This window comes from Ligilactobacillus animalis KCTC 3501 = DSM 20602, assembly GCF_001434535.1.
Taxonomy (GTDB): Bacteria; Bacillota; Bacilli; order Lactobacillales; family Lactobacillaceae; genus Ligilactobacillus; species Ligilactobacillus animalis.
On record NZ_AYYW01000003.1, the window covers coordinates 1 to 21,489 of the forward strand.

35 protein-coding genes and 1 pseudogene are annotated in these 21,489 nt (G+C 41.0%); 4 read left to right on the forward strand and 32 right to left on the reverse strand.

The genetic code is table 11. The annotated features are described in order from the left end of the window. Positions 1-281: 281 nt before the first annotated feature. The 29 genes and pseudogenes from rplQ to rpsJ all read right to left on the reverse strand — a co-directional run bounded on the left by rplQ (position 282) and on the right by rpsJ (position 14,415). Positions 282-665, reverse strand: coding sequence for a 50S ribosomal protein L17 (gene rplQ / locus FC30_RS00490; protein ID WP_004050261.1), 384 nt, complete (start codon positions 663-665; stop codon positions 282-284). 27 nt (positions 666-692) lie between these two features. Next, positions 693-1,637: a DNA-directed RNA polymerase subunit alpha gene (locus FC30_RS00495; RefSeq protein WP_010688171.1), complete on the reverse strand. Its 945-nt coding sequence runs from the start codon at positions 1,635-1,637 to the stop codon at positions 693-695. 85 nt (positions 1,638-1,722) lie between these two features. Then, positions 1,723-2,109 carry a 30S ribosomal protein S11 gene (gene rpsK, locus FC30_RS00500; RefSeq protein WP_004050265.1) on the reverse strand — a complete coding sequence of 129 codons (387 nt, stop codon included), beginning with the start codon at positions 2,107-2,109 and terminating at the stop codon, positions 1,723-1,725. Between the two features lie 33 nt (positions 2,110-2,142). Further along, entirely contained in the window at positions 2,143-2,508 is a 366-nt protein-coding gene (gene rpsM / locus FC30_RS00505; protein WP_004050267.1) for a 30S ribosomal protein S13, read from the reverse strand. Positions 2,509-2,533: 25 nt separating this feature from the next. After that, positions 2,534-2,647 (reverse strand): 50S ribosomal protein L36, encoded by a 114-nt coding sequence (rpmJ, locus tag FC30_RS00510; protein ID WP_003696792.1) that lies wholly within the window; start codon positions 2,645-2,647, stop codon positions 2,534-2,536. A gap of 34 nt (positions 2,648-2,681) precedes the next feature. Then, on the reverse strand, positions 2,682-2,900 hold the full coding sequence (gene infA / locus FC30_RS00515) for a translation initiation factor IF-1 (RefSeq protein ID WP_003689399.1): 219 nt from the start codon (positions 2,898-2,900) through the stop codon (positions 2,682-2,684). A 217-nt stretch (positions 2,901-3,117) separates the two neighbouring features. Further along, complete coding sequence (locus FC30_RS00520) at positions 3,118-3,777, reverse strand: adenylate kinase (protein ID WP_010688172.1); 660 nt, start codon at positions 3,775-3,777, stop codon at positions 3,118-3,120. Between the two features lie 239 nt (positions 3,778-4,016). Beyond that, complete coding sequence (secY, locus tag FC30_RS00525) at positions 4,017-5,309, reverse strand: preprotein translocase subunit SecY (RefSeq protein WP_010688173.1); 1,293 nt, start codon at positions 5,307-5,309, stop codon at positions 4,017-4,019. A 3-nt stretch (positions 5,310-5,312) separates the two neighbouring features. Further along, complete coding sequence (gene rplO / locus FC30_RS00530; protein WP_004050280.1) at positions 5,313-5,747, reverse strand: 50S ribosomal protein L15; 435 nt, start codon at positions 5,745-5,747, stop codon at positions 5,313-5,315. Positions 5,748-5,782: 35 nt separating this feature from the next. Next, entirely contained in the window at positions 5,783-5,965 is a 183-nt protein-coding gene (rpmD, locus tag FC30_RS00535) for a 50S ribosomal protein L30 (protein WP_004050281.1), read from the reverse strand. A gap of 16 nt (positions 5,966-5,981) precedes the next feature. After that, the gene (gene rpsE, locus FC30_RS00540; RefSeq protein WP_004050282.1) at positions 5,982-6,482 is read right to left on the reverse strand and encodes a 30S ribosomal protein S5; all 501 of its coding nucleotides are present in this window, start codon (positions 6,480-6,482) and stop codon (positions 5,982-5,984) included. 21 nt (positions 6,483-6,503) lie between these two features. After that, complete coding sequence (gene rplR / locus FC30_RS00545; RefSeq protein WP_029507270.1) at positions 6,504-6,869, reverse strand: 50S ribosomal protein L18; 366 nt, start codon at positions 6,867-6,869, stop codon at positions 6,504-6,506. A gap of 37 nt (positions 6,870-6,906) precedes the next feature. Next, positions 6,907-7,443 carry a 50S ribosomal protein L6 gene (gene rplF, locus FC30_RS00550; protein WP_010688174.1) on the reverse strand — a complete coding sequence of 179 codons (537 nt, stop codon included), beginning with the start codon at positions 7,441-7,443 and terminating at the stop codon, positions 6,907-6,909. Between the two features lie 31 nt (positions 7,444-7,474). Beyond that, positions 7,475-7,873 carry a 30S ribosomal protein S8 gene (rpsH, locus tag FC30_RS00555; RefSeq protein ID WP_010688175.1) on the reverse strand — a complete coding sequence of 133 codons (399 nt, stop codon included), beginning with the start codon at positions 7,871-7,873 and terminating at the stop codon, positions 7,475-7,477. 31 nt (positions 7,874-7,904) lie between these two features. Further along, positions 7,905-8,090, reverse strand: a complete 186-nt coding sequence (locus FC30_RS09225; protein WP_004050287.1) for a type Z 30S ribosomal protein S14 — start codon at positions 8,088-8,090, stop codon at positions 7,905-7,907. A gap of 12 nt (positions 8,091-8,102) precedes the next feature. Further along, a complete protein-coding gene (gene rplE, locus FC30_RS00560; protein WP_004050289.1) occupies positions 8,103-8,645 on the reverse strand; it encodes a 50S ribosomal protein L5 in 543 nt (180 codons plus the stop codon). Positions 8,646-8,678: 33 nt separating this feature from the next. Next, positions 8,679-8,891, reverse strand: a pseudogene (gene rplX / locus FC30_RS00565) (50S ribosomal protein L24); the annotation flags it as partial. 35 nt (positions 8,892-8,926) lie between these two features. After that, complete coding sequence (gene rplN, locus FC30_RS00570; RefSeq protein ID WP_004050293.1) at positions 8,927-9,295, reverse strand: 50S ribosomal protein L14; 369 nt, start codon at positions 9,293-9,295, stop codon at positions 8,927-8,929. 64 nt (positions 9,296-9,359) lie between these two features. After that, on the reverse strand, positions 9,360-9,626 hold the full coding sequence (rpsQ, locus tag FC30_RS00575; RefSeq protein WP_010688176.1) for a 30S ribosomal protein S17: 267 nt from the start codon (positions 9,624-9,626) through the stop codon (positions 9,360-9,362). A 26-nt stretch (positions 9,627-9,652) separates the two neighbouring features. Then, positions 9,653-9,847 carry a 50S ribosomal protein L29 gene (rpmC, locus tag FC30_RS00580; RefSeq protein WP_004050297.1) on the reverse strand — a complete coding sequence of 65 codons (195 nt, stop codon included), beginning with the start codon at positions 9,845-9,847 and terminating at the stop codon, positions 9,653-9,655. After that, positions 9,837-10,268, reverse strand: a complete 432-nt coding sequence (rplP, locus tag FC30_RS00585) for a 50S ribosomal protein L16 (RefSeq protein WP_004050298.1) — start codon at positions 10,266-10,268, stop codon at positions 9,837-9,839. Before rplP ends, rpmC begins: the two co-directional genes overlap by 11 nt. Before the next feature lie 3 nt (positions 10,269-10,271). Beyond that, positions 10,272-10,928: a 30S ribosomal protein S3 gene (rpsC, locus tag FC30_RS00590; RefSeq protein WP_004050300.1), complete on the reverse strand. Its 657-nt coding sequence runs from the start codon at positions 10,926-10,928 to the stop codon at positions 10,272-10,274. 13 nt (positions 10,929-10,941) lie between these two features. Continuing rightward, a complete protein-coding gene (gene rplV / locus FC30_RS00595; protein WP_004050311.1) occupies positions 10,942-11,289 on the reverse strand; it encodes a 50S ribosomal protein L22 in 348 nt (115 codons plus the stop codon). Between the two features lie 16 nt (positions 11,290-11,305). Continuing rightward, positions 11,306-11,587, reverse strand: coding sequence for a 30S ribosomal protein S19 (gene rpsS, locus FC30_RS00600; RefSeq protein ID WP_004050313.1), 282 nt, complete (start codon positions 11,585-11,587; stop codon positions 11,306-11,308). 53 nt (positions 11,588-11,640) lie between these two features. Next, positions 11,641-12,474: a 50S ribosomal protein L2 gene (gene rplB / locus FC30_RS00605; RefSeq protein ID WP_010688177.1), complete on the reverse strand. Its 834-nt coding sequence runs from the start codon at positions 12,472-12,474 to the stop codon at positions 11,641-11,643. Positions 12,475-12,505: 31 nt separating this feature from the next. After that, positions 12,506-12,793 (reverse strand): 50S ribosomal protein L23, encoded by a 288-nt coding sequence (gene rplW, locus FC30_RS00610; RefSeq protein WP_004050317.1) that lies wholly within the window; start codon positions 12,791-12,793, stop codon positions 12,506-12,508. Continuing rightward, on the reverse strand, positions 12,793-13,416 hold the full coding sequence (gene rplD / locus FC30_RS00615) for a 50S ribosomal protein L4 (protein ID WP_010688178.1): 624 nt from the start codon (positions 13,414-13,416) through the stop codon (positions 12,793-12,795). Before rplD ends, rplW begins: the two co-directional genes overlap by 1 nt. A 25-nt stretch (positions 13,417-13,441) precedes the next feature. Beyond that, a complete protein-coding gene (gene rplC, locus FC30_RS00620; RefSeq protein ID WP_004050322.1) occupies positions 13,442-14,065 on the reverse strand; it encodes a 50S ribosomal protein L3 in 624 nt (207 codons plus the stop codon). 41 nt (positions 14,066-14,106) lie between these two features. Next, a complete protein-coding gene (rpsJ, locus tag FC30_RS00625; protein ID WP_004050324.1) occupies positions 14,107-14,415 on the reverse strand; it encodes a 30S ribosomal protein S10 in 309 nt (102 codons plus the stop codon). Between the two features lie 301 nt (positions 14,416-14,716). Here rpsJ and FC30_RS00630 point away from each other — a divergent pair, with 301 nt between their 5' ends. Further along, entirely contained in the window at positions 14,717-15,265 is a 549-nt protein-coding gene (locus FC30_RS00630; RefSeq protein ID WP_010688179.1) for a cysteine hydrolase family protein, read from the forward strand. Positions 15,266-15,416: 151 nt separating this feature from the next. Continuing rightward, entirely contained in the window at positions 15,417-16,277 is an 861-nt protein-coding gene (locus FC30_RS00635; RefSeq protein ID WP_010688180.1) for a patatin-like phospholipase family protein, read from the forward strand. A 66-nt stretch (positions 16,278-16,343) separates the two neighbouring features. Here FC30_RS00635 and fusA read toward each other — a convergent pair whose 3' ends face one another. From fusA to rpsL, 3 genes are all read right to left on the reverse strand, one after another. Further along, complete coding sequence (gene fusA / locus FC30_RS00640; protein WP_004050332.1) at positions 16,344-18,434, reverse strand: elongation factor G; 2,091 nt, start codon at positions 18,432-18,434, stop codon at positions 16,344-16,346. 106 nt (positions 18,435-18,540) lie between these two features. Beyond that, complete coding sequence (gene rpsG / locus FC30_RS00645; protein WP_004050334.1) at positions 18,541-19,011, reverse strand: 30S ribosomal protein S7; 471 nt, start codon at positions 19,009-19,011, stop codon at positions 18,541-18,543. Between the two features lie 68 nt (positions 19,012-19,079). Next, positions 19,080-19,493, reverse strand: coding sequence for a 30S ribosomal protein S12 (gene rpsL / locus FC30_RS00650; RefSeq protein ID WP_004050336.1), 414 nt, complete (start codon positions 19,491-19,493; stop codon positions 19,080-19,082). Between the two features lie 285 nt (positions 19,494-19,778). Between rpsL and FC30_RS00655 the strand changes: the two genes are divergently transcribed. After that, a complete protein-coding gene (locus tag FC30_RS00655; RefSeq protein WP_010688181.1) occupies positions 19,779-20,456 on the forward strand; it encodes a prepilin peptidase in 678 nt (225 codons plus the stop codon). A 99-nt stretch (positions 20,457-20,555) separates the two neighbouring features. Next, positions 20,556-21,473, forward strand: coding sequence for a ribonucleoside hydrolase RihC (gene rihC, locus FC30_RS00660; RefSeq protein ID WP_010688182.1), 918 nt, complete (start codon positions 20,556-20,558; stop codon positions 21,471-21,473). The last annotated feature ends 16 nt before the right edge of the window (positions 21,474-21,489 follow it).

The window sequence follows — 21,489 nt, forward strand, 5'->3', positions numbered from 1 at the left end:
CAAAAGTCTATCACAAATGGCTTTTTATTTTTCTAACTTAATTTTACAAACTGCGAGTTATATAAACTAAAAAAGAGTGCCCTAAAAAAGGCACTCTTTTCATCGTTATTTAAGATTTATACCAAAAAAATGAAGATAATAAAAAAATCACTTTTTATAACGAAGGTTTCACAGATCCAACACCTGCTACTTAGGACTAGACTCGGTTTTACCCAACATCGTAACGCCCAGTTATCGCTATAAAAGTGACACTAGTAATATTCGTCGCTAATAATTAAAAATTAGTCGACCAATTCAAGAACAGCCATCTTAGCTGCATCGCCGCGGCGTTCGTTCATCTTGATGATACGTGTATAACCGCCGTTACGGCCTTCAAAACGAGGTGCAACTTCTTCAAACAACTTTTGCAATGCTGTTTGAACAACTGCCTTATCGCCATCTTCTTTAACGTCTGCAACAACATCCATCATGAATGCAGCAGCACGACGACGAGAAGCTAAATCACCTTTTTTACCCAAAGTGATCATCTTTTCAGCAGTCTTACGTACTTCTTTAGCACGTGTTTCTGTTGTAACGATACGACCGTTAACGATCAAGTCAGTTGTCAAGTTGCGTAACATTGATTTACGGTGTGCGCTTGTGCGACCTAATTTACGGTAAGCCATGAACAGTTCCCTCCCTTAAATTTTATATTAGTCATCATGACGTAATGACAAGCCAAGATCTGCCAATTTAGCCTTAACTTCTTCCAAGGACTTGCGACCAAGGTTACGTACCTTCATCATATCTGCTTCAGACTTGTTAGTCAAAGCTTGCACAGTGTTGATACCAGCACGCTTCAAGCAGTTGTATGAACGTACAGATAAGTCAAGTTCTTCGATTGTCATTTCAAGCATTTTTTCTTTATGTGTTTCTTCTTTTTCGACCATGATCTCAGCATTCTTAGCTTCATCTGTCAAATCAACAAATAATGTCAAATGCTCTGTTAAGATCTTAGCGGACAAGCTGATTGCTTCACTTGGTGTGATCGAGCCGTTTGTCCACACGTCTAACGTTAATTTATCATAATCATTTTTTTGACCAACACGTGTTTTTTCTACTTGGTAGTTGACACGTTCGATCGGGGTATAAATTGAGTCGATTGGTAAAACGCCAATAGGCATGTCTTCAGCCTTAGCTTTGTTTTCCGTTGCGGAAACATAGCCTCGACCCTTGTTAGCAGTCATTCGAGCATGGAACACAGCGCCATCAGCCACAGTACAAATATATTGATCTGGGTTGAGGATTTCTACATCACTGCTACCTTGAATGTCACCGGCAGTAACTTCTTTTGGCCCAACAACATCAAATTCCAAAGTTTGAGAATCTTCAGAATCAAGTTTAAGTGCGACTTTCTTTAAGTTCAAAATGATCGCTGTTACATCTTCTAAAACACCTTTTACGGTTGAGAATTCATGTAACACACCATCAATTTGAACATCAGTGATCGCCGCACCTGGTAAGGAAGAAAGTAAGATACGACGTAAGGAGTTACCTAAAGTTGTACCATAACCACGTTCAAGCGGTTCAACGACGAACTTGCCGTAATCTTGGCCTTCTTCGATTTTATGAATTTTTGGTTTTTCGAATTCGATCATTCTTATCTTTACCCCTTTCAAAACGTTACGTGTAATCTGGTTGAAAACATTATGAGTCTATCCTCAAAATGAATACTGATCCACATTAAACACGACGGCGTTTTGGAGGACGGCATCCGTTATGAGGAACTGGTGTAACATCCTTGATAGATGTAACTTCAAGACCTGTTGTTTGAAGCGCACGAATAGCAGCTTCACGACCAGAACCAGGACCTTTAACTGCAACTTCAACAGTCTTCATGCCATGATCCATTGCACCCTTAGCTGCTGCTTCAGCGGCCATTTGGGCAGCAAATGGAGTAGACTTACGGGAACCCTTGAAGCCTAAAGAACCTGCTGATGACCATGCTACGGCGTTACCATGAACGTCTGTGATCATAACAAGTGTGTTATTGAATGTTGAATGAATATGTGCAACACCGCTTTCGATATTCTTCTTTACACGGCGCTTACGAGACTTTTTAACTGCCATGAAATAGCTAACCTCCTTCTTAGATTATTTAAATTATTTCTTCTTACCTGCAATTGAAACTGCTGGGCCTTTACGTGTACGCGCATTGTTCTTCGTGTTTTGACCACGAACTGGTAAATGACGACGATGACGTAGACCACGGTAAGAGCCAATTTCGGAAAGACGCTTGATGTTTAAAGAAACTTCACGGCGAAGGTCACCTTCTACCTTGTAGTTATCAACAACAGCACGGATCTTGTCTTCTTGATCTGCTGTTAAATCGCGAACGCGAACGTCTTCTGAAACACCTGCTTCAGCTAAGATCTTCTTAGCTGTTGTATTACCGATTCCGTAAATATAAGTTAAGCCGATAACGATACGCTTGTCGCGTGGTAAATCGACACCTGCAATACGAGCCATTACAATTACACCTCCTGATTAATTATTATCCTTGACGTTGTTTGTGCTTTGGATTATCGCAAATAACCATAACGCGACCTTTGCGTTTGATAACTTTGCAATGTTCGCACATTGGTTTAACTGATGGTCTTACTTTCATGAATTATACCTCCTAAATATTTTTGAAGTACAATCTATTTAAAGCGATAGGTAATGCGACCCTTAGTCAAATCATAAGGGGACATTTCAACAGTAACCTTGTCTCCTGGTAAAATACGAATATAATGCATGCGGATCTTACCGGAAACGTGAGCTAAAATCTCATGTCCATTTTCAAGTTCAACTTTGAACATCGCATTTGGCAACGTTTCTTTGATCGTACCCTCAATTTCAATCACATCATCTTTCGCCACGCAAAAGTACCTCCTTAAATTGGTTTTAAAACTTTACACGTAAAAATGTGAGAAGCTTTTTATGGAGTCCCACCTTTTTCCGCAAGTTCTGTTTGCTCAAAATGGCAAACTGAGCCTATTGAAAAGATAAACCTGAATTATCATATCATAGTGTCAAGCTGGATGCAAGCACTATTTTAAAAAAATGACAATCCAGGTGTATCTTTTTTATTTGATTTTAGTTGATTTGATCTAAAACAGCCTTGATATCAGCAAAAACTTTATCGATATCTTGGTTACCATCAACTTCATGCAAGATACCTTGTTTCTTGTAGAAGTCTAATAATGGTGTGTTCATCTTGATATTAACATCAAGACGGTTCTTAACTGTTTCAGGTTTGTCATCTTCACGTTGATAGAATTCGTGTTCACCACAACGATCACAAGTACCTTCGACCTTAGTTGGGTTAAAGATCTTGTGGTAAGTTGCGCCACAGTTACGGCAGATATAACGGCCTGTCAAACGTTCCATCAAAGATTCTGGGTCAACATGAATGTTGATCACACAGTTCAATGGCTTGCCTAATTCAGCCCCGAATGTTTCCAAGGCTTCAGCTTGGGCCATGTTACGTGGGAAACCATCAAGCATGTAACCATCATTAACATCATCTTTAGCTAAACGTTCTTTAACGATACCGTTCGTTACTTCATCAGGGACAAGTTCACCCTTATCTATGTAACTCTTAGCTTCGATCCCCATTGGAGTATTGTTCTTCATTGCTGCACGGAAGATATCCCCCGTGGAGATGTGTGGAATGTGATATTGGTCCACGATCTTTTCAGCTTGGGTACCCTTGCCCGCACCTGGCAGACCCATCAACATAAGATTTAATGCCATTGTAAAATGCTCCTTTATACTTCAAGATTACGTTTTGAACTTTCCCGTTTTATATAACCACAAATACATCGTGATCACCAAGGTATGCTCCATACCCAGCTCGGTTTAAACGTCCATATTGATTATACCACTAAATAGCCGTAAAAATAAGGACTTACCTGCGCTAAAATGCATTCATACTCTATATAAAAAACAACAAGCAAAGTTGAGCAACTTTGCTTGTTGTCAATGGCAGTTCATTATTTTCTGATAAAACCGATATATTCACGTTTCATCATCATACCGTTCAATTGACGCATTGTTTCAAGAGTTACCCCTACAACGATCAAAAGACTAGTACCACCTAGACCGATCGATTCATTCAAGCCCCAAACAGCCGAAGCTACTAATGGGATCAATGAAACGAGCCCTAGGAAAAGTGAACCTACTGAGCTCAAACGCATCAATAAGCTTGAAACATACTTTTGTGTTTCACGCCCTGGCCAAACAGAAGGAATATAGCTTCCTTGTTTTTGCAAGTTTTCAGCCAATTTTTCAGGGTTAACTTGCACAAAGGCATAGAAGAACGTGAAGACAACAATAAGCACTGTATACAAGATCATACCTGGTACAGTTTGCATATTGAACAATTTGCTCATAATGATGTACCAATTATCTTCCGAGTGATTTTGTGTAAATAACATCAAGATCGTTTGCGGAGTTGCGATAAATGAGCTAGCAAAGATAACTGGGATAACCCCAGCAACGTTCACTTTCAATGGTAAATATGAACTCTCTGAAGCACCTGCGAGGCGTCTTGTATATTGGATCGGAATCTTATAGTTAGCTTGTTGAACATAAGTCACGAATGTAACGATCGCCAAGATAGCTAATAATAAGATGACAATATATAAGATCGGTTGCCACAAGTCTGAGGCACCTTGGAATTCTTCAACAAATACCTGACGAATACCATCTGGAACACGGGCGATGATACCCGCCATAATGATCATTGAGATCCCATTACCGATACCACGATCAGTGATCATATCACCTAACCAAGTCGTAAACATCGTACCACCAGTCAAGATCAACCCGATACTGATGTATGTTTGTGGACTTGGATCTTTCACCAAGTTCAAACTACTCATATAGTTGAACCCAGCTGTAATCCCGATTGATTGTATAAACGCGAGCACAATGGTCAGATATCTAGTCCACTGATTTAACTTGCGCCGTCCGACTTCACCTTGTTTACTCCATTCAACAAATCGTGGAACAATGTCCATTTGTAATAACTGAACAACGATCTGAGCGGTAATATATGGAGAAACACCCATTGCTAAAATGGAATAGTTAGTCAAACCGCCACCGCTAAAAGTGTTCAAGATACTAATTAACCCTGAAGACGCAACACTATTCAATGCTTTAGCGTTGATCCCAGGGACAGTGATATACGTGCCTAAGCGAAATACAACCAAGACACCTAAGGTAAATAAGATTTTATTGCGAATCTCTTTTACAGCAAAGGCGTACTTTAGTGTCTTAAGCATGTATTACATCACCTCTGCTTGACCGCCTGCTGCTTCGATAGCTGCTTTAGCACTGGCAGAGAACTTATTAGCTTTAACAGTTAATTTCTTGTTCAATTCACCATTACCTAAAACTTTAACGCCATCTTTTTCATTCTTAACGATACCAGCTTCCACCATCAATGCTGGTGTTACTTCTGCACCGTCTTCGAATTTGTTTAAAGTTTCTAAGTTTACAATAGCATATTCCTTGCGGTTGATGTTATTGAAACCACGTTTTGGCATACGACGGAACAATGGCATTTGTCCACCTTCAAAGCCCAAACGTACTTTACTACGAGCCTTTTGACCTTTTTGGCCACGACCTGCAGTTTTACCGTTACCGGATGAAGTACCACGACCTACGCGGTTACGTACTTGGCGTGAGCCTTCAGCTGGCTTTAATTCATGTAATTTCATTAGGGTTGGCACCTCCTTATTTATCTAAATAATAATTATTTAGCCAATTCAACGTCCACTAAATGATTGATCTTGCGAATAGCACCGCGCATTGCAGCGTTGTCAGGAACGACAACAGAGCTGTTTACACGTCCAAGGCCTAAGCCCTTAACGATTTCGCGTTGATTTTGAGGACGTCCGATGACAGAACGAACTAAAGTAACTTTTAAGTTAGCCATGAATTTGTCCTCCTTATTACTCTGCTAAGTGTTGAACAGAAACGCCACGTAAAGCAGCAACTTCTTCAGCACTCTTCATGTTAGCTAAACCATCCATTGTTGCACGAACAACGTTGATTGGTGTGTTGGAGCCTAATGATTTACTTGTAACATCAGCAACTCCGGCGAGTTCCATAACGGCACGAACAGCACCGCCAGCAGCAACCCCAGAACCAGCTTCAGCTGGCTTAAGTAAAATACGACTACCGCTGTATTGACCGAGAACTTCGTGAGGAAGTGTTGTTCCGACCATTGGAACTTTAACTAAGTTCTTACGAGCAGCATCAACAGCCTTACGGATAGCTTCTGGAACTTCTTGAGCTTTACCTGTACCGAAGCCCACGTGGCCATTATGGTCACCGACGATTACTAAAGCAGCAAAGCGAAGACGACGTCCACCTTTAACAACTTTAGTGATGCGGTTGATCGCAACAACGCGATCTTCTAAATCTAATTGAGCTGGATCAATAAAAGTCATAAACGTTATTTCCTCCTTTTCCTAAAAGTCTAAGCCGTTTTCGCGAGCAGCTTCAGCCAAAGCTTGCACACGACCATGATAAAGGTATCCGCCACGGTCAAATACAACTTCTTTGATACCCTTGTCTGCAGCACGTTTAGCCACTAATTCACCAACAGCACTTGCTTGAGCTGTCTTTGTACCAGCGCTAACTTCACTGTCTAAAGTAGAGGCACTGACCAGCGTCACACCCGCTACGTCATCAATAACTTGAGCGTAGATGTTTTTGTTTGAACGATAAACATTTAAGCGTGGGCACTCAGCAGTACCAGAGATCTTACCACGAACACGTGTATGGCGCTTTTGACGCGTCTTATTCTTATCTGGTTTTGAAATCACTTTTTTCACCTCTTAGTTTTATTTAACAGCAGATCATGCTGCAAGATTATTTACCAGTCTTACCTTCCTTACGACGTACATATTCGCCAACGTAACGAATACCTTTGCCTTTGTAAGGTTCTGGTGCACGAGTTGCACGAATGCGAGCAGCGCAATCGCCAACGTCTTCTTTGTTGATACCAGAAACGATAATTGATGTAGCTGATGGAGTTTCAAATTTGATTCCATCTTCTTCTTCAAATTCAACAGGGTGAGAGTAGCCCACGTTTAACACGAGCTTCTTACCTTGCATTTGAGCACGGTAACCAACACCACGAAGTTCAAGTTCTTTCTTGTAACCTTCTGTTACACCAACTACCATGTTGTGGAAGTTAGCACGGGTTGTACCATGCATTGCTTTAGCTTTTTTATCATCGCTTGAACGTTCAAATGTTGCAACGTTACCATCGATGTTGATCTTGATAAGATCAGAGAATTCACGAGTTAATTCACCCTTAGGACCTTTTACAGTCACAACGTTTCCGTCTTGTTTTACTTCAACGCCTTCAGGTAATTCAACTGCCTTATAACCAATACGACTCACGAGATGGACACCTCCTTTTGAACTTTATATATTACCAAACGTAAGCGACTACTTCGCCACCGATTTTCTTAGCGCGAGCATCTTTATCTGTCATAACACCTTCAGATGTTGACACGATAGCGATACCTAAACCGTTAAGAACCTTAGGCACTTCGTCAGCTTTAACGTATGAGCGTAAACCTGGTTTTGAGATACGACGGATACCAGAGATAACGCGTTCGTTGTTTTTACCGTATTTCAAGAATACACGGATGATACCTTGCTTGTCATCTTCGATGTATTCTACATCACGAACAAATCCTTCGTTCTTAAGGATTTCAGCGATGTTTTTCTTCATTTTTGAAGCAGGAACTTCTACAGATTCATGCTTGACCATGTTAGCATTACGAATACGTGTCAAGAAGTCTGCAATAGGATCTGTCATTGCCATGTTATTGCCTCCTTTTCCTTGTTAATATGGACTACCAGCTAGCCTTTTTCATGCCAGGGATTTGACCCTTATGAGCAAGTTCTCGCAGGCAAACACGGCATAACTTAAATTTACGATATACAGAATGAGGACGACCGCAACGTTCGCAACGTGTGTATTCTTGTGTTGAGAACTTAGCTGGGCGCTTATTCTTTGCTACTTGTGACTTTTTAGCCAATGTGAAACCCCCTTATTTAGCGAATGGCATTCCAAGTTGTGTCAAAAGTTCTTTGGATTCTTCGTCTGTGTTAGCAGTTGTAACGATAACGATATCCATACCACGAACCTTGTTAACATTATCAAAATCAATTTCAGGGAAGATCAATTGTTCGCGTACGCCCAATGTGTAGTTCCCGCGGCCATCAAATGCACGCTTGCTTACACCATGGAAGTCACGCACACGAGGCAATGAAACTGAAACTAATTTGTCCAAAAATTCGTACATACGTTGTCCACGTAAGGTAACCTTGGCACCGATTGCCATACCTTCACGTAAACGGAAGCCAGCGATAGATTTCTTAGCGCGGGTAATAACTGGTTTTTGACCAGAGATAAGCGTAAGTTCTTCCACAGCTTCATCCAAATTTTTAGCATTGCTTACAGCATCACCAACACCCATGTTGATAACGATCTTATCAACCTTAGGTGCTTGCATGATTGATGAGTAGTTGAATTTTTCCATCAAGGATGGAACGATTTCATTAGTATATTTTTCTTTTAAACGGTTAACCATGAAGAAAGTATCCTCCTTTCTCGACTATTCACTAATTTTTTTAACGTTAGAAACATGAATTGGTGCTTCCATTTCAACGATCCCACCGTTTGGGTTTGCGTTGTTAGGTTTTTGATGCTTCTTAACGATGTTTACACCTTTTACGATCACACGATCATTTGCTGGGAAAGCCTTGATAACAACGCCTTCTTTACCTTTGTCCTTACCAGCGATAACTTTAACTTTGTCATTGCTCTTGATGAACATTTTCTCTGCGCACCTCCTTGCCAAATAGACGGATATTATAATACTTCAGGTGCTAAGGAAACGATCTTCATGAAGTTTCCGTCACGTAATTCACGTGCAACAGGTCCGAAAATACGTGTACCCTTAGGTGACTTGTCATCACCGATGATAACAGCAGCATTTTCATCGAACTTGATGTATGAACCGTCAGCACGGTGTGCACCAGATTTTGTACGAACAACAACAGCCTTGACAACATCGCCTTTTTTGACAACGCCACCTGGTGTTGCTTGTTTAACAGTAGCAACAATAATGTCACCGATATTAGCAGTCTTCACACGGGAACCACCCAAAATCTTGATAACCAAGATTTCGCGGGCACCGGAGTTATCAGCGACTTTCAAACGACTCTCTTGTTGGATCACAGTATGTGACCTCCTTTCGCTATTAGATAGATCAGAATACGAATGCTTTGTTAGTTATCGAAAATTAGATAATAACTGCTTTTTCAACGATTTCTAATAAACGGAAACGTTTTGTAGCTGACAACGGACGTGTTTCCATGATCTTAACAATGTCGCCAACTTTTGCTTCATTGTTTTCGTCATGTGCCTTGTATTTCTTTGAATACTTAACACGTTTGCCGTAAACTTTATCGTTCACGTAAGTTTCAACAACAACAGTGATTGTTTTTTCCATTTTGTCAGAAACGACACGTCCTTGATAGACTTTGCGTTGGTTACGAGCTTCACTCATGCGCGATTAGCCTCCTTTTCGTATTCTTATTTGTTCAATTCTTGTTGACGCAACGCAGTCTTGATGCGTGCGATCGTTTTACGAACTTCTTTCAAGCGTGCGGTGTTTTCTAATTGACCGGTAGCTAATTGGAAGCGTAAGTTAAATAATTCTTCTTTGAATTGCTTTTCTTTTTCGAGCATTTCAGCAGTGGTTAATTCATTAATTTCATTAATCTTCATTTGATTCGCCACCTACCTCACGTTTTACAAACTTAGTCTTGACTGGGAGTTTGTGGGAAGCTAAACGCAATGCTTCACGAGCAACTTCTTCAGAAACACCACCAATTTCAAACATGACCTTGCCACGTTTTACAGGAGCTACCCAGCCTTCTGGAGCACCTTTACCGGAACCCATACGAACACCAATAGCCTTAGCTGTGTAGGACTTGTGAGGGAAAATCTTGATCCAAACTTTCCCACCACGCTTCATGTAACGAGTCATAGCAATACGAGCAGCTTCGATTTGACGGTTTGTGATCCAATGTGAATCAGTAGCTTGTAAACCGAATTCGCCGAATGTTACTTCCTTACCGCCTTTTGCTTCACCACGCATTTTACCGCGGAATTCACGACGGTGCTTTACACGTTTTGGTACTAACATAGACTATTTCCCTCCTTTACCGTTATTTTTCTTTGTTGGCAATACTTCACCACGGTAGATCCAAACTTTAACGCCCAATTGGCCGTATGTTGTTGTAGCTTCTACCCATGCGTAATCGATATCAGCACGCAATGTATGCAAAGGAACAGTACCTTCTGAGAATTGTTCGATACGGGACATATCAGCACCGTTCAAACGACCAGCAACTTGAACCTTGATACCTTTTGCGCCAGCACGCATTGTACGTTGGATAGCTTGTTTCATTGCACGACGGAAAGCAACACGGTTTTCCAATTGTTGAGCAATGCTTTCACCAACTAATTTTGCTTCTAAGTCAGGCTTCTTGATTTCCACAATGTTGATGTGTACTCGCTTGCCTGTCAAGTTGTTTAATTCTTTACGAAGCTTTTCAACTTCAGAACCGCCTTTACCGATGACCATACCTGGTTTTGCAGTATGGATAGAAATGTTAACACGCTTTGCAGCACGTTCGATTTCTACGGTAGAGACAGCAGCGTCGGCTAATTTCTTTTCGATGTATTCACGGATGTGTAAGTCTTCGTGTAAGTTGGAAGCAAAATCTTTTTCAGCATACCATTTTGCATCCCAGTCACGAATGATACCGACACGTAACCCGGTTGGATTTACTTTTTGACCCACGCGTTATCCCTCCTTATTTAACAGATACCACAACTGTAATGTGACTTGTACGCTTGTTGATTGGGGAAGCAGAACCCTTTGCACGAGGACGGAAACGCTTCAAGGTTGGTCCTTCGTTAACATAGGCTTCGCTTACATAAAGATCTTCAACATCTAAGTCAAAGTTGTTTTCTGCGTTTGCAACAGCAGATTTCAAAACTTTTTCGATTAAGTAAGCACCAGATCTTGGTGTGAACTTCAAGATACCGAATGCTTCAGCAACGTTCTTACCACGGATAAGATCGATCACAAGACGTGCTTTACGTGCAGGGATTCGAACTGTCTTGGCAGTTGCTTTTGCTGATGTTACTTGTTCAGCCATGATTTATCCTCCCTTATTATTTCTTGCCTGTCTTCTTATCGTCTGCGGCATGACCATGGAATGTACGTGTTGGCACGAATTCACCTAATTTATGGCCGACCATATCTTCTTGGATATAAACCGGCACATGCTTACGACCATCATATACTGCGATTGTGTAACCAATAAAGCTAGGGAAAATCGTGGAACGACGTGACCATGTCTTGATCACTGATTTCTTTTCTTGATCAGCTTGTGCTTCAACCTTTTTCATCAAGTGTTCGTCGACGAAAGGTCCTTTTTTCAAACTACGACTCAAAGTATGTCCTCCTTTCGGAACAATAATCGCATAAAATTTACGCGATTAGGAGATTATTTCTTTTTACGACTACGTACGATAAATTTGTTTGACTTAGCTTTCTTAGAGCGAGTCTTAAGACCTGTAGTCTTCTTACCCCATGGAGACATTGGAGATGGACGACCAACAGGAGCTTTACCTTCACCACCACCGTGTGGGTGATCGTTAGGGTTCATTACAGAACCACGGCTTTGTGGACGCTTGCCCAACCAACGGGAACGACCAGCTTTACCGATGTTGATAAGTTCGTGTTGTTCGTTACCAACAGCACCGATCGTAGCACGGCATGTAACTAAGATCATACGAACTTCACCAGAAGTCAAACGAACGATTGCGTATTTGCCTTCTTTACCAAGTAATTGAGCTGATGTACCAGCAGAACGAACCAATTGGCCACCCTTACCTGGTTTTAATTCGATGTTGTGGATAACTGTACCAACTGGAATGTTTTCCAATGGCAATGTGTTACCAACTTTGATATCAGCATCTTTACCGGATTGAATTTTTTGGCCAACTTCAAGGCCTTTTGGTGCAAGGATGTATGATTTAACACCATCAGCATAAACAACTAATGCGATGTTAGCAGAACGGTTTGGATCATACTCGATTGCTTTAACTGTTGCAGGAACATCGTCTTTAATACGTTTGAAGTCGATCAAACGGTATTGACGTTTGTGTCCACCACCACGGTGACGAACTGTGATATGACCGTAAGAGTTACGACCAGCTGTCTTACTCTTAGATGCAAGCAAGGACTTTTCTGGGGTTGTTTTTGTGATTTCAGCGAAATCTGAACCAGTCATATTACGACGACCGTTAGAGGTTGGTTTAAATTTTTTGATCCCCACTATATTTCCCTCCTATGATTAATTTAAAATTTTATTCTTCGTTGAATAATTGAATATCTTTTGATTCTGGTTTCAAAGTAACGATAGCTTTACGACGCTTACGTGTGTAGCCTTCGTAACGACCCATGCGTTTCTTTTTACCTTTAACGTTCATGATGTTAACTTTAGCAACTTCAACTTCAAAGATGTCTTCAACAGCATCTTTAACTTGTGTCTTGTTAGCACGTAAGTCAACTTCAAATGTGTAGCGTTTGTTGTCCATTTCATTCATAGAAGCTTCTGTGATGATAGGACGTAAGATTACATCGCGTGATTCCATTATGCAAGAACCTCCTCTACTTGAGAAAGAGCTCCTTTTGTGATGACCATCTTGTCGCTGTTTACGACGTCTAATACGTTCAAGCCTTTAGCTGGGATAACTGTTACGTTAGCCAAGTTGCGTGCAGCTAATGCAGCTTTTTCGTTGTCATCTTCAAGAACTACTAAAACTTTGGATTTAACATCTAAGTTGTTCAAAACTTCTGCAAATGCTTTTGTCTTTGGAGCGTCGAAGTTCAATGTTTCAACAACTACCAAGCTATTGTCCAATACCTTTTGAGAAAGGACGGAGCGGATAGCCAAGCGACGCACTTTACGTGGAAGCTTGTAAGCATATGAGCGAGGTGTAGGACCGAATACGGTACCACCACCAACCCATTGTGGTGAGCGGATAGAACCTTGACGAGCACGACCTGTACCCTTTTGACGCCATGGCTTACGACCACCACCGCGAACAGCACTTCTGTTCTTAACTGCGTGTGTGCCTTGACGAAGTGATGCACGTTGCATGATCACAGCATCAAAAACAACACTTTCATTTGGTTCGATACCAAAAACTGCATCGTTCAATTGAACATCACCGTTTTGTGTACCGTCTTGATTAAATAATGCTACTGTAGGCATGTGTATTTTTCCTCCCTTCCTCTAATTATTTAACTGTACTCTTAATTGTAACGAATGACTTGTTAGCGCCTGGTACGTTACCCTTGATCAAAAGTACGCCGTTTTCTGTATCAGCTTTAACGATTTCCAAGTTTTGGATCGTAACTCGTTTGCCACCCATACGTCCTGGTAATAACTTACCTTTCATAACACGGTTGATGATAACACCCATCGAACCTGGTCGACGGTGGTAACGGGAACCGTGAGCCATTGGTCCACGACTTTGACCCCAACGTTTGATGTTACCTTGGAAACCATGTCCCTTGGACGTACCTGTTACGTCTACGATGTCGCCTGCTTCGAACAAGTCTGCCTTGATTTCGTCACCGACTTTGTATTCTCCAAGCTCAACATCGCGGATTTCACGAACGAAGCGCTTAGGAGCAGTATTTGCTTTTGCTGCATGACCCTTAGCAGGTTTGTTAGCATTCACTTCACGTTGGTCATCAAAACCTAATTGAACAGCTTCGTAACCGTCGTTTTCAACAGTTTTAACTTGTAATACAACGTTAGAACCAACTTCAACAACTGTTACAGGAACTAATTCGCCGTTTTCAGTGAAGACTTGTGTCATACCTACTTTTTTGCCTAAGATTCCTTTAGTGGTCATGAGTACACCTCCAATTAATTTTTATAGTTTAATGTAATTTATTATAATTTGATTTCGATATCAACACCAGATGGTAAGTCAAGTTTCATCAATGAATCAACTGTCTTTGGTGTAGGATTTACGATATCGATCAAACGCTTATGTGTGCGCATTTCAAATTGTTCACGAGAATATTTGTATTTGTGTGGTGAACGAATAACCGTGTAAATTGTACGTTCCGTTGGCAACGGAATAGGACCGGAAATTTGAGCACCTGTTCTCTTAGCTGTTTCCACGATCTTGTCAGCGGATTGATCTAAAATGCGGTGTTCGTATGCTTTCAAACGAATACGAATTTTTTGTTTTGCCATTATGTTACCTCCCTCGTCTATTTTAAAAATAAGACTAGCTCCGTGAAAATTCCCGTCACGCCTGTGGCAAAGCTCCCGGGTGTGTCGCAACCTTTCACATCATAGCTCATTTAAAATATAAAACAACTGAATTATGCACTTGTCCCTTGCACAAGTACTTTTCTATATTATTACAAACAAAAACACAAATCAAGTATTTTTTTGAAAATATTTTTGTGAAAGCGTTATTTGTGCTTTTACTTTACAACTAGATCACTTTTCTTCTATTATAATAAGAAAAATATATACGAGGTATCTCAACATGAAAAAAGCTCTACTCATTATCGACTACACTAACGACTTTATTGCCGACGACGGTACGCTTTCCTGCAAAGAGCCTGGCCAAGCTATCGAAGAGACTATCCTCAAATTAGCTGACACCTACCTAGCTAACGGTGATTATGTTATCTTACCGACCGACACCCATCAGTTAAACGATAAGTACCATCCTGAAAGTAAATTATTTCCCCCACATAATATAGAAGGAACTTGGGGACACCAACTTTACGGTAAGTTAGCAGAGTGGTACCAAAATAATCAAGCCAACGAATTAGTCTGGCAATACTCCAAAGATCGGTATTCCAGCTTCCAAAATACAGGCTTAGATAACTTTTTACGCACCCGCAAGATCGATACGCTCTGTTTAACTGGGGTCTGCACTGACATTTGCGTTCTGCATACTGCCGTGGACGCTTACGACCTAAACTACTCACTTGAGATCCCTAAAAATGCCGTGGCTAGTTTTGATCAAATCGGACACGAATGGGCTTTACGTCATTTTGAAAGTTCTTTAGGTGCAAAAGTATACTAATATAATAAAGTAGCATGCAACCTAGATTTAAACTAGCAAGACATGCTACTTTATTTTTAAGCATTTAGTTTAAATTTTTCCTTTTACCTTGCACAAAAAACTTAAACTTCTTAAAATTAGGTTGTACCAAGAAGAGAGAAGGTCATTAATTATGTACTATAATGCAGCACTAGTGCTCGAAGGTGGTGCCATGCGTGGGCTCTACACTTCAGGTATCCTTGATGTTTTACTAAAAAAAGATATTCAATTTAAAACCGTGATCGGCGTTTCAGCTGGCTCTTTGAGTGGTGCTAATTACGTTTCCAAACAATATAAGCGAACTTACAACATCAATACGCAATACCGCGATGACAAAGAATACATCTCAATGGCTAATGTGCTCAAAAAAGAAAGCATCATCAACCTTGATTTCTTATTCGCAGATCACGGACCAACTTGGCATAACTTTGATGTTAAAGCATATGAACGCTCGGAAACTAATTTCGTGGTCGTAGCGACTGAATTGACAAGTGGCAAAGCCGTTACTTTCAATAAACCAAAACCAGGCAAACCATTTGTGAATGCTTTAGAAGCTTCATCTTCTATGCCTTTTATCTCCAAACCAGTCCAAACGGCTAAGGGATTATGTCTAGACGGCGGGATCGCTGATTCGATACCTTATGATCTAGCTCAACAAGCTGGTTTTGATAAGATCGTGGTCGTCAGAACTAGAATGCGCGATTACCGCAAAAAGCCAACTAGTTTTGCTCTTCAAAAGCTCTATCATCGTCATTTCAAAACTTATCCTAACTTTGTCAAAGCTGCGATCGCACGACCAGAAAATTACAATAAGTCGGTCAAAACTTTGAATCAATTGGAAAAAGATGGTAAGATCTTTGTGTTAGCACCAGAAACACCTGTTAAAGTCGGCCGTTTAGAACATAACATCAAAAAACTCGATGAACTCTATCAAGTAGGAACTACCGATATGGAAAACAACTTCGATAAGATGATCTCTTACTTAGAAAGTTGATTTTATGTATCACAAAAAGACCGCTGGGATAACCCCAACGGTCTTTTCTTATACCATCAATTATGATTAAGCGTTGCCGCCGTTTTTCTTGATGATTTCTTCTTGGATAGCCTTTGGCACTGGTTCGTAGTGATCCATTGTCATTGTAAATGTACCACGACCTTGTGTTGCAGAACGCAATGTTGTTGCGTAACCGAACATTTCGGACAATGGAACAAATGCGTTAACAACTTGTGCGTTACCGCGAGCTTCCATACCTTCAACACGGCCACGACGAGCTGTCACGTGACCCATAACGTCACCCAAGTTATCTTCTGGAGCAACAACTTCAACCTTCATGATCGGTTCAAGAATTACAGCGCCAGCCTTGGATGCAGCGTTACGCAAGGAAAGTGATGCAGCAACCTTAAATGCAGCTTCAGAGGAGTCAACATCGTGGTAGCTACCATCATATAACTTAGCCTTAACGTCGATCAATGGATATCCAGCCAAGACACCATTTTGCATAGCTTCCTTCAAACCTTGTTCTACTGAAGGGATGTATTCACGAGGAACAACACCACCGACGATAGCATTTTCGAATTCGAAGCCTTTACCTTCTTCGTTTGGTGTAAATTCGATCCAAACGTCACCGTATTGACCTTTACCACCAGATTGACGAACGAACTTACCTTGTGATTGTACTTGTTTTGTGAATGTTTCACGGTAAGCAACTTGTGGTTCACCAACAGTAGCTTCAACGTGGAATTCACGCTTCATACGATCAACGATGATATCCAAGTGCAACTCACCCATACCAGCGATCAATGTTTCGCCTGTTTCAGGGTTTGTTTCAGCCTTGAATGTAGGATCTTCTTCAGCAAGTTTTTGTAAAGCAACGTCCATCTTATCTTGGTCAGCCTTGGATTTTGGTTCCACAGAAACTTGGATAACTGGTTCTGGGAATTCCATGGATTCAAGGATCAATGGGTGCTTAGGATCTGTCAAGGAGTCACCTGTTGTTGTGTCCTTCAAACCGATAGCAGCAGCGATATCACCGGAGAATACTTCAGAGATTTCGTTACGGTGGTTAGAGTGCATTTGCAACAAACGACCTACACGTTCACGCTTACCCTTTGTAGCGTTCAAGACGTATGAACCAGCTTCCAAAGTACCTGTGTAAACACGGAAGAATGTCAAACGACCAACGAATGGGTCAGTTGCGATCTTAAATGCTAAACCAGCAAATGGCTTGTCATCATCAGCAACAAGTTCAACAACTTCGTCTGTATCTGGGTTTGTAGCGTTATATGGCTTAACATCTAATGGAGATGGTAAGTAATCATTAACACCATCAAGCATCATTTGAACACCTTTGTTCTTGAAGGCAGAACCAGCAAAAACAGGGTATACATCTAAGCTAAGTGTAGCTTGACGAATAGCTTTCTTGATTTCTTCTTTAGAAATTTCTTCCCCACCAAGGTATTTTTCCATGATGTCTTCATTAACATCAGCTAATGCTTCGATCATTTCTTCACGGCGAGTTTGTGCTTCTTCCAAGTATTCTTCTGGAACTGGAACTGTTTCCCAGCTAGCACCAGAAGCATCTTCATCGTAAAGGTCAGCTTGCATTTCAACCAAGTCGATAACACCTTCGAATTGATCTTCAGCACCGATAGGCATTTGAACTGGCAATGGGTTTGCTTGCAAACGGTCCTTGATCGTGCTTACAGAGTAGTCAAAGTTAGCACCGATCTTGTCCATCTTGTTGATGAATACGATACGTGGAACACCGTATGTTGTAGCTTGACGCCATACGTTCTCTGTTTGTGGTTCTACACCAGATTGAGCATCCAAAACAACTACCGCACCGTCAAGAACACGTAATGAACGTTCTACTTCGACAGTAAAGTCAACGTGTCCTGGGGTGTCGATGATGTTGATACGGTTGTCTTTCCATTGCGCTGTTGTAGCAGCGGATGTGATCGTGATACCACGTTCTTGTTCTTGTTCCATCCAGTCCATTTGTGAAGCACCATCGTGTGTTTCACCGATTTTGTGGATCTTACCTGTGTAATACAAGATACGTTCGGTCGTTGTTGTCTTACCAGCATCGATGTGAGCAACGATCCCGATGTTACGTGTTTTTTCCAATGGGAATTCACGCTTGTTTGCCATTTGAGATTTCTCTCCTTCCAAAAATAAAGATAATAGTAGTTCTTTTTTCAAAAAAATGACTACTATAAGATTTACCTATCTAAATCATATAATAGTCATCCTAAAATTACCAGCGATAGTGTGCAAATGCGCGGTTGGCTTCTGCCATCTTGTGTGTATCTTCGCGCTTCTTAACTGATGCACCTGTATTGTTAGCAGCGTCCATAATTTCTTTAGCTAAGCGTTCTGGCATTGTGTGTTCCCCACGTAAACGTGAGTAGTTAACTAACCAACGCAAACCTAATGTTGTACGACGTTCTGGACGAACTTCGATCGGAACTTGGTAGTTAGAACCACCAACACGGCGAGCTTTAACTTCCAAAACAGGCATGATGTTCTTCATTGCTTCTTCGAACACTTCTAATGGATCGTTACCTGTTTGTTCCTTAATAATATCAAAAGATTCGTATAAAATTTTTGATGCAGTCCCGCGCTTACCGTCTAACATCAAACGGTTGATCAAGCGTGTAACCAATTTTGAGTTGTAAATTGGATCTGGGAGCACTTCGCGTTTTGCAACGGCACCTTTTCTTGGCATCTAAAATGACCTCCTCAAATTCTAGCTACTTCTTCGTAATTAAGTATTTTTTAGTTATTTATGTTTAATTATTTCTTAGGTTTCTTAGCACCATACTTGGAGCGACTTTGCATACGGCCGTCAACACCGGCTGTATCTAAAGCACCACGAACGATATGGTAACGAACCCCTGGTAAGTCTTTTACACGACCGCCACGGATAAGAACAACACTGTGTTCTTGCAAGTTGTGGCCGATACCTGGGATGTATGCTGTAACTTCGATCAAGTTAGACAAACGAACACGAGCATACTTACGTAAAGCAGAGTTAGGTTTCTTAGGTGTCATTGTACCGACACGAGTTGCAACCCCGCGTTTTTGAGGAGCAGGATTGTTTGTTTGTACTTTCTTGTAACTGTTATACCCAAAGTTTAAAGCTGGGGAATTAGATTTTGAACCTTTAGACTTACGGCCCTTACGAACTAATTGGTTAATTGTAGGCATATCTAAAGCTTCCTCCTTCCTTGTCTCATGTATTATTTTAAGTACACACATCCAGGAGTTTCTTTTTTATAAATAAAAAAATAACGTCCCGATGTACGTCGTTTAAATGTGTGCTAACTTGCTCACAGCCAGCACGATCTTGGGCTGATCCCAAGAGAACTGTTCACATAAAGCACCTTTTACAGATTAACACGTTTAAACAAGGGATGTCAAATAATATTTTCAAATTATGTGCAATTTTTTTCCAAGGTCTTGCGTATCTATAAAGTGAGGAGGAATCTTAACATGCTGATTACACTGATAATCATCTTAGGTTTATGTCTGGGGTCATTTGCGACCTGTCTGGCTTACCGCTCTAAATACCGCTGTTCATTGCTCTATCCGCATTCTTTTTGCGAAACGTGCCAACATAACTTGACGTGGTGGCAATTACTCCCCGTTTTAGGTTATGTTTTACAAAAAGGGCATTGTCATTTTTGCCACCAAAAGATCTCACCCTTAAGCACCTACATCGAATTAGGTTTTGGTCTATTACTGGGGAGTGTCTGCTATTTTTTGCCGTGGGAGATCTGGCCTAATTTCATTTTGACGAGTTTTTGGCTACTTTGCTTGAGCCTAGAAGATTGGCAAGATACGACTATTTCTCTTTACCTATTGATATTGGGTGCCATCTGCTTACTAACGCTTGCTCCCTTGCAGCTTTCCTTTACCCAAGTCGTTTTATTTGGTGTGCTCTTTTGGGCAAATTGGACTAAAAAGCTTGGCTATGGTGATACCTTTGTTATTTTAGTCCTAGGGATAACACTAGGTGATCAAACTTTAGCTAGTATTTTATTTATCGCCAGTCTGACCGCACTTATCTATGCCAAATATACAAAACAACATGCGTTTCCCTTTGTTCCTTTTTTGTCTGTGGGGTATCTTTTGAGCTTGCCTATTGCTTTAAATTGGGCTAAATTTTAAAAAAAAAATTAAGTCCAAGGGTCTATCTAAGCAAAATCAAGCGGTTTCAACTATAATTTATAGTGTATAATGATATTTTTATATAGAGGTGAATTATTTATGACACACAAAATTATTTTAGATACTGACCCAGGGATCGACGATGCAGTGATGATCTCAACTGCTTTGACCGACCCCAAGCTAGAAGTCGCTTTGATCACTACTGTTGCTGGTAATGTTACCGTTGATAAAACGACTAAAAATGCTTTGACACTAGTCGACTTTTTTAACAAAGATGTCCCTGTAGCAGCGGGCGCAACTGATCCATTGATCAAAAAATTCGAAGATGCGGCTCGGATCCACGGTGAAAGTGGTATGGCTGGCTATGACTTTCCTGAACCAACCAGTAAGCCGCTCGCTTTGCATGCTGTCCAAGCTTTACGTGAAACACTCATGAACAGCACTGAACCGATAACTTTGATCACTACTGGAGCGTATACCAACATCGCCCTGCTACTGCGTGAATATCCTGAAGTCAAATCTAAGATCAAGCAGATCATCGCAATGGGCGGTTCATTAGGTCGTGGCAATATGACTAGTGCTGCTGAATTCAATATCTTTACTGACCCGCATGCAGCTCAGATCATGTACAACTCTCAGCTCCCGATTGTTATGGTCGGCTTAGATGTTACACTTGCTGGCCGGATCAGTGATGAGACGACAGATAAACTCAAACAGTTTGGGCGTGCCGGTCAAATGCTCCACGATATCATTGGACATGACTTTGACCATGATGAAAATGGAACGGCGATCCACGATCTACAGACGCTCTTTTATCTCGAACATCCAGAAGCTTTTGAGACTAAAGATTACTGGGTCGATATCGTCACAGAAGGACCTGCAGTAGGTGAGACCGTAGCTGATATCCGTGGTGCCTATCATGATGGTAAGACTAACGCTAAAGTCTGTGTGGGGATCGACACTGCTGCCTTTAATCAATGGTTATTAGAAAAGGTCAGCCAAAACATGCAAAATTAAACCAAACAAAAAAGCA